Origin of the sequence: Streptomyces thermoviolaceus, from assembly GCF_045209695.1 — a bacterium.
Lineage (GTDB): Bacteria > Actinomycetota > Actinomycetes > Streptomycetales > Streptomycetaceae > Streptomyces > Streptomyces thermoviolaceus.
In genome coordinates this window covers 4995152-5007869 of the sequence record NZ_CP109280.1, presented here as the reverse complement: position 1 = coordinate 5007869, position 12718 = coordinate 4995152, and the positions used below count along the sequence as shown (strand labels likewise).

The following is a 12718-nucleotide window of genomic DNA, read 5'->3' as shown; positions in this document are numbered from 1 at the left end:
AAACGGCAGGAGTAGATGAGCGTGCAAGAACAGACCGCGGAGGGCGGCGAGGCGCTGGAGGTCTGGATCGACCAGGATCTGTGCACCGGTGACGGCCTCTGCGCGCAGTACGCACCCGAGGTGTTCGAGCTGGACATCGACGGTCTGGCCTATGTGAAAAGCCCCGACGACGAGCTGCTGCAGGACAAGGGCGCGACAACGCCGGTGCCGCTGCCGCTGCTGAGGGACGTGGCCGACTCGGCCCGGGAATGCCCGGGCGAGTGCATCCATGTACGCCGCGTTTCGGACAAGATCGAGGTGTACGGTCCCGACGCGGCGTGACCGCGGGGGCGCGCACGGTCGCGGCCGTGCGCCGCAACACCCCGCCGGGGCGCGCGGTCACGAACGGACCGTCGCGCGCCCCGGCGGGCACGACTCACACGCGGTGTGCCTGCGCGGGCGCGGACCGCAGGAACGCGCCGTTCTTCCACTGCCACTTCACGCTGTCCTCCAGGTCGGGACAGCAGGCGGGCACGTCCGGGGACGAGTAGCCGAGCAGCGTGGCGGTGACCGTTTCGTCGCGGACGGCGAGCGAGGTCACCGTGGTGCGGTCCTCGGGATCGACCAGGGTGGCCACCACCCGCGCCGGGCCCGCGCCGTCGCCCTGGGTGAGCACGTAGACACCGTCGGGCGGGGTGCCCATGGGAGCGTCGCAGTGGACGGCCGCGACGGTCTCCGGCCGGCCGTCGCCGTCGAGGTCGCCGACGGCCTGCCGGGCGACGACGGCCTTGACCGGACCGCACTGGATCGGGAAGGCCACGCCCGCGGTGGAGGGGGCGGGGGCGGCCGTCGCGGGCGCGTCGCGCACCGGTGTCCCGCCGGAGGCGGCGGCGGTGGCGGAGCCGGGCTGGACGGACGAGGTGAGCGCGACCACTCCGGCGACGGCGGCGGCGGTGGCGACCCAGTGAATGGGCCGGGGGTGCGTGTGTGCCAGTTCCGGAACGGCGGGGTGCTGCACGAGGAGTGTCTCCTGTGAGGGCTGTGCCGGTGGGGTGGCCAGCATCGTGCCACACGTCACAGTGCGGGGGAACCGGTGGGGTGCACCGCACCCTCGCACCGTTCTGAGGCAACGCGCGGGCGCCGCGGCCCGGTTCCGTCGGCAGGGGGAACTGGGCCGCGGCGCCCGTTCGTTGAGATGAGCCGCCGGCTTTCGGCGGCACCGGTCAGCGGCCGGCGCCTCCGCCGGCGTTGGGACCCTCGTAGTCCTCGCCGTAGGCGCCCTTGGCGGGACGGCGGCGACGCATGGGCGGTTCCACGCCGTCGGCGAGACGGCGGGCGGTGAGCAGGAAGCCGGTGTGCCCGATCATGCGGTGGTCGGGACGGACGGCCAGGCCCTCGATGTGCCAGTTGCGGATCATCGTCTCCCAGGCGGTCGGCTCGTTGAAGCAGCCGATCTCCCGGATGGACTCCACGGTCCGGGCGAGCTGGGTGGTGGTGGCGACGTAGCAGCACAGGATGCCGCCCGGGACCAGCGCCTTGGAGACGGCCTCCAGGCACTCCCACGGGGCGAGCATGTCGAGGATGACGCGGTCGACGTCGGTGTCGGACAGGTTGTCCTGCAGGTCGCCGACGGTCAGCTGCCAGGCCGGGTGCGGGCCGCCGAAGTAGCGCTCCACGTTGGCCCGGGCGATCTCGGCGAAGTCCGCGCGCCGCTCGTAGCTGTGCAGCATGCCCTGGTCGCCGATGGCCCGCAGCAGGAAGCTGCTGAGCGAGCCGGAGCCGACGCCGGCCTCGACGACCCGGGCGCCGGGGAAGATGTCGGCGAAGGCGAGGATCTGGCCGGCGTCCTTGGGGTAGACGACGGCTGCCCCGCGGGGCATGGACAGGACGTAGTCGGGGAGCAGGGGACGCAGCGCGAGATAGGCGACGTTGCCGGTGGTGCGCACAACGGTGCCCTCGGGAGCGCCGATCAGTTCGTCGTGCGGGAAGGACCCCTTGTGGGTGTGGAAGTTCTTCCCGGCTTCGAGCGTGAACGTGTAGTGGCGGCCCTTGGGGTCCGTCAGCTGTACCTGGTCCCCGACCCTGAAGGGCCCGCGGCGGCGGGCGGCACCGGTCGGTTCGGACATGTGACCAGCCTACCGGTCCCCGACGGGCCTCCTGACCACGTGCGGGGCCCGTGGACGGGCTCCGCACGTGCCGGGCAGGGGCGCGGCCCTACGCCCCGGTGCGGGGTCCGGACGAGGCGCCGGGGCGGGTCATGGCGCGGACGAAGGCCCGCTCGACGTCCGCGGCGGACAGCACGCCGTAGATCTCGCCCGTCTCCTCCACGACCAGGTACTCGGTGGCCGGGGTGGCGCGCAGGGCGTCGAGCAGCTCCTCCCCGGCCAGCTCGGCCGACACCCGCATGCCCTCGGTGAGGTCCTGGGCGAGTTCGCTGGCCCGCACCCAGGGGCGGCGGTGCTCGGGGACGTGGGCGATGGCGGACTCGCGGACCAGGGACAGCGGGTTGCCGTGGGCGTCGACCACGACCAGGGCGCGGGCGCCGGCGTCGTTGGCCCGGCGCAGGGCCTCGGCGAGGGAGGTGTCGGTCTCCACGGGGACCGCACGGCGGGTGAGGGTGCGGGCGCGCAGGTGCGGCAGCTGTTCGCGCAGCCGGGCCATGCGCAGGCTGTTGCCGGCGCCGGTCCAGATGATCGCGGCGATGATGGCGGCGAGCAGCGCGTCGGTGACGGTGTCCACACCGACGCCGGGCCCGGCGTCGCCGAGGCTGCCGGACTGGCTCACCAGGGGCAGTCCGACGAGCACGGCGACGGCCAGGGCGCGGCCGACCCAGGCGGCGGCCACGGTGCCGGTCATCGGCCGACCGCTGAGCTTCCACACGACCGCGCGCAGCATGCGGCCGCCGTCCAGGGGCAGGCCGGGCAGCAGGTTGAACGCGGCGACGACCAGGTTGGAGATCATCAGAGCGGCCAGCAGGACCCCGAGGACCGAGCCGCGCTCGACGGGCTGCAGGGCGAGGTAGAACACGCCGCCGAGGACCACGGAGAGCAGCGGGCCGACGAAGGCGAGCAGGAACTCGCGGCCCGGGGTCTCGGCCTCCTTCTCGATCTCGGAGACGCCGCCGAAGAACTGCAGCTGGATGCGGCGCACCGGCAGCTTGAAGCGGAGGGCGACGAAGGTGTGGGCGAGTTCGTGCACCAGGACGGAGCCGTAGAAGGCGACCGCGAAGAACAGGGACACCAGATACCGGGCGGCGCCGAGTTCGGGCAGGACCCGCTCGAGCTGTCCTCCGAACACCCAGGTGATCAGCGCGGCGACGAGGAACCAGCTGGGCCCGACGTACACGGGGACGCCGAAGGGGCGGCCCATGAGCAGCCCGCCGCCGGGTCCCCGCGGGGGGCGGGGCGGCGAGGGCGGAGGTGTGCCGCCGGCGCCGGCGCCGGGGCCGCCGTGGGCGTGCGCCCGCTCCGGGTGCCGGTCGCCGGTCCGCCGGGGATCCCGGCCGTCGCGGGCGGCGATGCCGGCGGGCTGCGGCCGCGGCAACGGGGCCGGCCGCGGGCCGGGGGCCGTTCCGCTCACCGCCGGTGCGTCGGCGGCCGGGTCGACCGAGGTCTCGGTGCCGCCCGGCCGGTCCGCGTCCTCCGGCCGTCCGGCGGGCCGCGGGGGGTCGACCGGCCGTGCGGCCGCGTCGCCGGGGCCCGAAGGGCCGACGGCCGGCGCCGTGGGATCCGTGCGGGGCTCGGTCGGCTCGTCGTTGCCGGGCCGCGGCTGCCCGCTCCCGCCGCTCACGTCCACGGTGTCCCCTCGTCAGATGCGCGTCTTCTGCGCTCCTCGGCCAGAAGCTCTCGACGTCGATGGTATGCGGCGACGACCCGCGGTTCCGCCCGGCACCCCCGGGACCGTTCAGCCGCGGCGCGGGCCGTCACCGTGGGTGGATCCTCCGCGGACCGGGGCACCGGCCGGGTCACTGTCGGTGGCGGGCCGTAAGGTTCGTGGTCATGGAGACCAGCAGGGAGGACGGAGCCGAGTCCCACGGCGGCACGGCGGCCGACCGGCGGCCGCTGCCGCCGGAGCCCGCCGCGCCCCGGGCATCGGCGGAGACGGGGCCGACGGCCGGGGCACCGGTGGCCGCGGTGCCCGCACAGACGGGGGCGGCCGAGCCGCCGGCGGGCGACGCAGTGCCGCAGGAGACCGGTGGTCCCGGGGCCGGGGCCACGGGCACGCCCACGCGGTCGCCGGCACCGCCCGACTCGCTCTCGCCGTCCCGGGCCTCCGACTTCATGCGGTGCCCGCTGCTGTACCGGTTCCGGGTGATCGACCGGCTGCCGGAGAAGCCGAGCGAGGCGGCGACCCGCGGCACCCTGGTGCACGCCGTCCTCGAACACCTGTTTGACGCGCCGGCCGCGGAACGCACCGTCCCCCGGGCCAAGGCGCTCCTCCCTCACCAGTGGGACCGGCTGCGCCGCGAGCGCCCGGAGCTGACGGAGCTGTTCGCCGACGATCCCGGCGGCGAGCGGATGGCGCGATGGCTGGCGCAGGCGGAGCAGCTCGTGGAGCGCTGGTTCGCACTGGAGGATCCCACCCGGCTGGAACCGGCCGAGCGCGAGCTGTTCGTCGAGGCGGAGCTGGAGTCGGGGCTCCGGCTGCGCGGCATCATCGACCGGGTGGACGTCGCGCCCACCGGCGAGGTGCGGATCGTCGACTACAAGACGGGCAAGGCGCCCCGGCCCGAGTACGCCGACGAGGCGCTGTTCCAGATGACGTTCTACGCCCTGGTGGTGTGGCGGCTGAAGGGAATCGTCCCGCGCCGCCTGCAGCTGGTGTACCTGGGCAGCGGTGATGTGCTCACCTACGACCCGGCGCCGGCCGATCTGCGGCGGGTGGAGCGCAAGCTGCTGGCGCTGTGGGACGCGATCCGGCAGGCGACCGAGACCGGTGACTGGCGGCCGCGGCCCACCCGGCTGTGCGGCTGGTGCGATCACCAGGCGTTGTGCCCGGAGTTCGGCGGCACTCCCCCGCCCTATCCGCTGCCCGTGACCCGGACCGGCCCGTAGCGGCCGGGCGGCCCAGGGCAGAATGGGGCCGGACCGGTTCTCAAGGCCCCACCGAAGGAGACTCACGTGGCCATCCGCGTCCTGCTGGTCGACGACCAGCCGCTGCTGCGCACCGGGTTCCGGATGATCCTGGAGGCGGAGGGGGACATCGCGGTCGTGGGCGAGGCCGGAGACGGCCTGCAGGCTCTCGACCAGGTGCGTGCCCTCCAGCCCGATGTGGTGCTGATGGACATCCGCATGCCGCGGATGGACGGCGTGGAGGCGACCCGGCAGATCACCGGGCCCGGGCGGGACGGTCCGGCGAAGGTGCTGGTGCTGACCACGTTCGACCTCGACGAGTACGTGGTGGAGGCGCTGCGGGCGGGCGCGAGCGGTTTCCTGCTCAAGGACGCCCCGGCGGGCGAGCTGGTGCAGGCGATCCGCGTGGTGGCGGCCGGCGAGGCGATGCTGGCGCCGAGCGTGACCCGGCGACTGCTGGACAAGTACGCGACCCATCTGCCGCTGGGCGAGCAGCCGGTGCCGGACTCGCTCAGCACGCTCACCGAGCGCGAGGTGGAGGTGCTGAAGCTGGTGGCGCGCGGGCTGTCGAACGCGGAGATCGCCGCGGATCTGTTCGTCAGCGAGACGACGGTGAAGACCCATGTCGGGCATGTGCTGACCAAGCTGGGCCTGCGCGACCGGGTGCAGGCGGCGGTGTACGCCTACGAGAGCGGCCTGGTGCGGCCCGGCGCACAGCAGTAGAGCGCGCCGGCCAGGACGCCGCACACGCACGAGGGCGCCCCTCCCCGTGGTCCGGGAGGGGCGCCCTCGTGTGCGGTGCGTACGGGGCCGGCGGGCCGTCAGCCGCTCACGCCCCGGCCCAGCTCCCACAGCTGCAGTGCGGAGGTGGAGTTGAGGGTGTAGGCGGTGCCGGTGATGTCGTCGCGGGCGGCGACGTACTGCTTGCCCTGCCACAGCGGCAGCACCGGGACGTCCTCGGCGACGATGTCCTGGATCTCGGTCAGGCTGGGGGACGCGGCCAGCCGGTTGGCCTGGCGGCGGGACTGCGGGATGAGCTGGTCGCGGATCTCGTCGTTGCTGTACGGCGAGTTGAGGAAGTTGTCCTTGTCGAGGAACGGAGCCAGGAAGTTGTCGGCGTCCGGGAAGTCCGGGAACCAGCCCATGCCGTAGACCTCGTACTCGCCCTTCTGCTGGGCGGGACGGTACTCCGTCCACGGCGTGCCCTGGATGCTGACGTCGAACAGCCCGCTGGAGTCGAGCTGTTCCTTGAGGACCTCGAACTCCCGCTGCATGGCGGCGCCGTAGTGGTCGGTGGTGTAGTGCAGCGTCAGCTTCACCGGGGTGGTGATGCCGGCGCTCTGCAGCAGCGCCTTGGCCTTGGTGACGCTCGGGTCGCCGTACGTGTTGAAGAACGAGTTGGAGTGGCCGGTGATGCTCGCCGGCACCAGGGAGTAGAGCGGTTCGGCCTGGGTGCCGTAGACCTTGGAGACCAGTTCGTTGCGGTTGACGAGCTGGGCGATGGCCCGGCGGACGGCCTTGCTCTTCACCGTGGGGGCGTCGGTGTTGAAGGCCAGGTAGCGGATCTCCAGGCTGGGGCTCTCGACGAGGTCGACGGGACCGTCGCCGGCGTTGGACAGCTTCCGGATCTGTTCCGGCGTCATGGTCCGGGTCATCAGGTCGATGTCGCCCTTGTCCAGGGCGGCGCCCATGGCGTCGGCGTCGGCGAAGGACCGTATCTCCACCTTGTCGTTGTTCAGCTTCAACGAGCCCTTGTAGTTGGGGTTCTTGGTGAACACGGCCCGGACCAGCTCGTTGTTCTCGACCTCCGGCTTCATGGTGTAGGGGCCGGAGCCGTCCACCTGGAAGCCGGTGCGCAGCTTGTCCTTGGGGTAGTCCTTCGGGTTGACGATGCCCGCGACCGGCGTCGACAGCTTGTACGGGAAGGTGGCGTCGGCGGTGTTGAGGTGGAAGATCACCTCGCGGTCGCCCTGGGTCTCCACGGTGTCGATGGTGGAGAGCAGGCCGGCCACGCCGCTGTCGGCCTTGATGCTGCGGGCGCGGTCGATGGAGTACTTCACGTCGGCCGCGGTGACGGGGTCGCCGTTGGCGAAGGTCAGCCCCGCGCGCAGGGTGCAGGCGTAGCGCTCGTTGCCGCTGTCGGTGAAGCGGCACCGCTCGGCCGCCTCCGGTATGGGGTCGCCGTCGCCCTTCGGCATGATCATCAGGGTCTGCACGGTCTGGCGCAGGATGTTCCACAGGCCGACGTCGTAGGCGTAGGCGGGGTCGAGGGGCGCGGGGGCCGCCTTGGAGGCGGTGAACCGGTCCGTGGTGCCGACGACGATCGGGTCGCCCCCGCCGTCTCCGCTGCCGGAACCGCCGCATGCAGCGAGCACCGGCGCGAGCAGGCCGACCACAGCCGGCAGCACCAAAGTCTTGCGGTTCATGCGCGATTGTCTCCAAGGCTGTCGAGTCCGTGAGCCCGGCGCGCTGGAGTGATGCGGACCGGTCACGGGTGGGGGGCGTTGTCTCGCGACGAGATTAGTCCGCGCCCGTAGCGCCCCCGACAGGCACCGGAGTTGTGCGCCATCACACAGCGGAATCAGGCGTGGACACACGGAAAACGCGCCACTGGAATTATTCGTGCAGCATCTCATCAACCGGGACACAAGGGCGGGCCGGCGACCGCCGTCGACGGGACGTTCGTACATCCCGGTAGGTGCCCGGCCGGCCGGTGGAGTGTCGAACGTCACACCGCCAACAGGGGTGTTCGGTACAGGAATTGCGCAGCCGTGCGGGACCGGTGCGTACGGGTGCGAACCGGTGGGGACCGGCGGCCCGGGACGGCTCCGGCCGGCCCGCGGCCGTCCGTGCGGTTGCGGGCCGGCCGGGCATGCGCGCGCCGCAAAGGGTCAGTTGGGGCAGGCCATCAGGCGGTGCAGGAACGGCAGGTCGACCTCTTCGAGGGAGGTGACGACGATGCGCCGCGGGGCCGGCGGGATCGGGGCGACGGAGGGCACGGCGACGACCCGGCAGCCCGCGGCCTCGGCGGCGGCGACTCCGGTGGCGGTGTCCTCGACGACCGCGCACCGGGCGGGGTCCACGCCCAGCCGGGAGGCCGCCAGCAGATAGGGGTCGGGATGCGGCTTGGTGCGGGCCACCTCGTCGCCCGCGACCGACAGGGCGAAGTGCTGGGGGCCGATCGCGGCGAGGACCCGGTCGATGATGCGCCGGTGGGAGGCGGAGACCAGCGCGGTGGGGACGCCGTGCGCGGACAGCTCCGCCAGCAGGCGCGCGGCGCCGGGCATGAGCGGCACCGCGCGGTCGATGCGGTCCTCGAAGCCCTGGTTGAGCAGGTCCGTCAGCTCGGCGAGGCTGATGGCGGCCCCGGTGGCCTCCAGCAGGAAGCCGGCACTGCGGCTCATCGGGCCGCCGACGACCACGTGTCTCCAGGACTCGTCGAGGGTGTGGCCGAGCGAGGCGAACACCTCGACCTCCACGTCCCACCAGAAGCCTTCGGTGTCCACCAGGGTGCCGTCCATGTCGAGGAGCACGGCCTGCAGGCCGGATCCGTCGGCCGATGGGGTCGTGGCCCGCTTCGTCGCACGCGTGGAGCCGGCGGACTGGGACTGGGTGCCGAGCGCAGGGACCGTGCTGGTCATCCGGGCGTACCTCCTCCGGGGACGATCAGGCCGGTTCCCACGGGGGAACCGGCCTGAGGGGGATCGACCAGTCTACGACGCCGGAGCCGCGAACGCCTCATCACGGCCGTGCGGCCCCGGGCCGAGTGCCCGGCGCCCGCGTCCTCGCTCGGCTCCGGACAGCCGGAGCAGCGGATCAGCGGGCCGCCTGGGGCATTGGATCATCGGGGCAACGGGCCGGCGCGGTCACCGAGCGTTGAAGTACTTCGCCTCGGGGTGGTGGACCACGATGGCGTCGGTGGACTGCTCGGGGTGCAGCTGGAACTCCTCGGAGAGGTGGACGCCGATCCGCTCGGGCTCCAGCAGGGCGGCGATCTTGGCGCGGTCCTCCAGGTCGGGGCAGGCCCCGTAGCCGAGCGAGAACCGGGCACCGCGGTACTTCAGCTCGAACATGCCCTGGATCTCGTCCGGGTCCTGGTCGGCGAAGCCCAGCTCGGCGCGGACCCGTGCGTGCCAGTACTCGGCCAGGGCCTCGGCCAGCTGCACCGACAGACCGTGCAGCTCCAGGTACTCGCGGTAGGAGTCGGAGGCGAACAGCCGGGCCGTCTCCTCGCCGATGCGCGAGCCGACGGTGACCACCTGGAAGCCGACCACGTCGGTCTCCCCGGACTCCTCCGGGCGGAAGAAGTCGGCCAGGCACAGCCGGCGGCCGCGGCGCTGACGCGGGAAGGTGAACCGGGTGCGTTCGTTGCCCTGCTCGTCCAGGACGATCAGGTCGTCGTCCTTGGACACGCACGGGAAGTAGCCGTAGACCACGGCCGCCTGGAGCAGGTTGTCGGTCTGCAGCCGGTCGAGCAGGCCGCGCAGCCGGGGCCGGCCCTCGGTCTCGACGAGTTCCTCGTAGGTCGGCCCCTCGCCGGTGCGCGCCTGCTTCAGCCCCCACTGGCCCTTGAACAGGGCGTTCTCGTCGAGCCAGGACGCGTAGTCCTTCAGCGGGATGCCCTTGATCACGCGGGTGCCCCAGAACGGCGGGGTGGGCACCGGGTTGTCGGTGGCCACGTCGGAGCGGACGTGCCCCTCCTCCGGCCGGGCGTCCTCCACCACGGACGCGGAGGCACGCACCCGGCGCGGGCGCAGCTCGGGCAGCTTCGCCCCGGGCACGCCCCGCTTGACGCCGATCAGGGCATCCATCAGGCGCAGCCCCTCGAAGGCGTCCCGGGCGTAGCGGACCTCGCCCTCGTACAGCTCGTGCAGGTCCTGCTCGACGTAGGCCCGGGTCAGGGCGGCGCCGCCGAGGATGACCGGGTAGCGGGCGGCCAGGCCGCGGGCGTTGAGCTCCTCGAGGTTCTCCTTCATGACCACGGTGGACTTCACCAGCAGCCCGGACATGCCGATCACGTCGGCATGGTGCTCCTCGGCGGCCTCCAGGATGGCCGAGACCGGCTGCTTGATGCCGAGGTTGACCACGTTGTAGCCGTTGTTGGACAGGATGATGTCCACGAGGTTCTTGCCGATGTCGTGGACGTCGCCGCGGACCGTGGCCAGCACGATGGTGCCCTTGCCGGCCTCGTCGGTCTTCTCCATGTGCGGTTCGAGGTAGGCCACGGCGGCCTTCATCACCTCGGCGGACTGCAGCACGAACGGCAGCTGCATCTGCCCGGAGCCGAACAGGTCGCCGACGACCTTCATGCCGTCCAGCAGGGTCTCGTTGACGATGTCCAGGGCGGGGCGGTCGCGCAGCGCCTCGTCGAGGTCGGCCTCCAGACCGTTGCGCTCGCCGTCGATGATGCGCCGCTTGAGGCGTTCCTCCAACGGCAGCGCGGCCAGCTCCTCGGCCTTGGACGCCTTCAGCGACCGGGCGGTGGCACCCTCGAACAGCTCCATGAGCTTCTGCAGCGGGTCGTAGCCGGGGCGCCGCCGGTCGTAGATCAGGTCCAGGGCGGTGGCCACCTGCTCCTCGTCGAAGCGGGCGATCGGCAGGATCTTGCTGGCGTGGACGATCGCGGAGTCCAGGCCGGCCTTGACGCACTCGTCGAGGAAGACGGAGTTCAGCAGGATCCGGGCGGCCGGGTTGAGACCGAAGGAGATGTTGGACAGGCCGAGAGTGGTCTGCACGTCGGGGTGGCGCCGCTTCAGCTCGCGGATGGCCTCGATGGTGGCCATGCCGTCCTTGCGGGACTCCTCCTGACCGGTGCAGATGGTGAAGGTGAGACAGTCGACGAGGATGTCCTCCTTGCGGATGCCCCAGTTCCCGGTCAGGTCGGCGATGAGCCGCTCGGCGACCTCGACCTTCCGCTCGGCGGTGCGGGCCTGCCCCTCCTCGTCGATGGTCAGCGCGATCAGCGCGGCGCCGTGCTCCTTGGCCAGGGCCGTCACCTTGGCGAAGCGCGACTGCGGTCCGTCGCCGTCCTCGTAGTTCACCGAGTTGATCACCGCGCGGCCGCCCAGCTTCTCCAGGCCGGCCCGGATCACGTCGACCTCGGTGGAGTCCAGGACGATCGGCAGGGTGGAGGCGGTGGCGAACCGGCCGGCCAGCTCCGTCATGTCGGCGACACCGTCCCGGCCGACGTAGTCCACGCACAGGTCCAGCATGTGCGCGCCCTCGCGGATCTGCTCCCGGGCCATCTCCACGCAGTCGTCCCAGCGGCCCTCGAGCATGGCCTCGCGGAACTTCTTCGAGCCGTTGGCGTTGGTGCGCTCGCCGATGGCCAGGTAGGAGGTGTCCTGGCGGAACGGCACCGTCTGGTAGAGCGAGGCCGCGCCCGGCTCGGGGTGGGGGTCGCGCTCCGGCGGGGTGACGCCCCGCACCCGCTCCACCACCTGGCGCAGGTGTTCGGGGGTGGTGCCGCAGCAGCCGCCGACCAGCGACAGGCCGTACTCGCGGACGAAGGTCTCCTGGGCGTCCGCCAGGCCCTCGGGGCCGAGCGGGAAGTGGGCGCCGTCCTTGGTGAGCACCGGCAGGCCGGCGTTCGGCATGCACAGCAGCGGGATCCGGGAGTGGCGGGCGAGGTAGCGCAGGTGCTCGCTCATCTCCGCGGGACCGGTGGAACAGTTCAGGCCTATGAGGTCGATGCCGAGCGGCTCCAGCGCGGTCAGCGCCGCACCGATCTCCGAGCCGAGCAGCATGGTGCCGGTGGTCTCGAACGCCATCGAGCACAGCAGGGGCACCTCGACGCCGGTGGCCTCCATGGCGCGCCGGGCGCCGAGCACCGAGGCCTTGGTCTGCAGCAGGTCCTGCGTGGTCTCCACGATCAGCGCGTCCGCGCCGCCGGCGAGCAGGCCCTCGGCGTTGGCCTGGTAGCCGTCGCGGATGGTGGTGTAGCCGACGTGGCCGAGGGTGGGCAGCTTGGTGCCGGGGCCCATCGAGCCGAGCACCCAGCGGACGCGGCCGTCGCGGGCCGTGTAGGCGTCGGCCACCTCGCGTGCGATGCGGGCGCCGGCCAGGGACAGCTCGTGCACCCGGTGCGCAATCTCGTACTCGGCGGTGGCGGTGTGGTTGGCGCCGAAGGTGTTGGTCTCGACGCAGTCCACGCCCGCGTCGAAGTAGGCCTCGTGCACCGAACGGACGATGTCCGGACGGGTGATGTTGAGGACCTCGTTGCAGCCCTCCAGCTGCTGGAAGTCCTCCAGGGTCGGCTCCTGGGCCTGGAGCATGGTGCCCATCGCTCCGTCGGCGACCACCACACGGGAGGCCAGTGCCTCGCGCAGGGCGGAGATGCGGGTGCGGGCGTCGGGGACGGAAACGGGCGGCGATGCGGCCATGAAAAGGCTCCCTGGAGGTGCGACGGCTGTCGGCTTTGCGCCTTCCGCCCGAGCGCGGACAGCCCGTCACGAGCCGCTCGCCGGTTTCCCGGGGGAGGGCGCACGCGGCCAGAGTAGCCGGGACCGGCACCCGATGGTCAGGGCGTCCATCCCCCGGACGATGATGTCAACCACGTCACCTGCGCGGATGCCCGCGAAAAACGGGTGACGCGACGGAACTCGGTCCAGCCATTGGCGGTCAGTCGGCATGGACCGGTAGTGTTCGGCATTGCCGAACGAGGGTGG

Annotated in this window: 8 protein-coding genes and 1 pseudogene; 3 read left to right on the top strand and 6 right to left on the bottom strand. The window is 72.4% G+C overall.

From position 1 onward, the window contains the following. Positions 1-15: 15 nt before the first annotated feature. Entirely contained in the window at positions 16-321 is a 306-nt protein-coding gene (locus tag OG899_RS21815) for a ferredoxin (protein ID WP_125499190.1), read from the top strand. 94 nt (positions 322-415) lie between these two features. Here OG899_RS21815 and OG899_RS21810 read toward each other — a convergent pair whose 3' ends face one another. The 3 genes from OG899_RS21810 to OG899_RS21800 form a co-directional block, all read right to left on the bottom strand. Next, positions 416-997, bottom strand: coding sequence for a hypothetical protein (locus OG899_RS21810; RefSeq protein ID WP_125499191.1), 582 nt, complete (start codon positions 995-997; stop codon positions 416-418). A gap of 205 nt (positions 998-1202) precedes the next feature. After that, positions 1203-2105, bottom strand: coding sequence for a tRNA (adenine-N1)-methyltransferase (locus OG899_RS21805; RefSeq protein ID WP_125499192.1), 903 nt, complete (start codon positions 2103-2105; stop codon positions 1203-1205). A gap of 88 nt (positions 2106-2193) precedes the next feature. Then, entirely contained in the window at positions 2194-3774 is a 1581-nt protein-coding gene (locus OG899_RS21800; protein ID WP_125499193.1) for a site-2 protease family protein, read from the bottom strand. A 203-nt stretch (positions 3775-3977) separates the two neighbouring features. Between OG899_RS21800 and OG899_RS21795 the strand changes: the two are divergent. Further along, positions 3978-5067, top strand: a pseudogene (locus OG899_RS21795) (RecB family exonuclease); the annotation flags it as partial. A 32-nt stretch (positions 5068-5099) separates the two neighbouring features. Continuing rightward, positions 5100-5774, top strand: a complete 675-nt coding sequence (locus tag OG899_RS21790; protein ID WP_125499194.1) for a response regulator transcription factor — start codon at positions 5100-5102, stop codon at positions 5772-5774. 98 nt (positions 5775-5872) lie between these two features. Here the strand turns inward: OG899_RS21790 and OG899_RS21785 are convergent, their stop codons facing one another. The 3 genes from OG899_RS21785 to metH all read right to left on the bottom strand — a co-directional run bounded on the left by OG899_RS21785 (position 5873) and on the right by metH (position 12433). Next, the gene (locus OG899_RS21785) at positions 5873-7477 is read right to left on the bottom strand and encodes an ABC transporter substrate-binding protein (protein WP_251504536.1); all 1605 of its coding nucleotides are present in this window, start codon (positions 7475-7477) and stop codon (positions 5873-5875) included. A gap of 465 nt (positions 7478-7942) precedes the next feature. Continuing rightward, positions 7943-8692 (bottom strand): HAD family phosphatase, encoded by a 750-nt coding sequence (locus OG899_RS21780; RefSeq protein WP_125499196.1) that lies wholly within the window; start codon positions 8690-8692, stop codon positions 7943-7945. 225 nt (positions 8693-8917) lie between these two features. After that, positions 8918-12433, bottom strand: a complete 3516-nt coding sequence (metH, locus tag OG899_RS21775) for a methionine synthase (protein ID WP_125499197.1) — start codon at positions 12431-12433, stop codon at positions 8918-8920. Between the last annotated feature and the right edge of the window lie 285 nt (positions 12434-12718).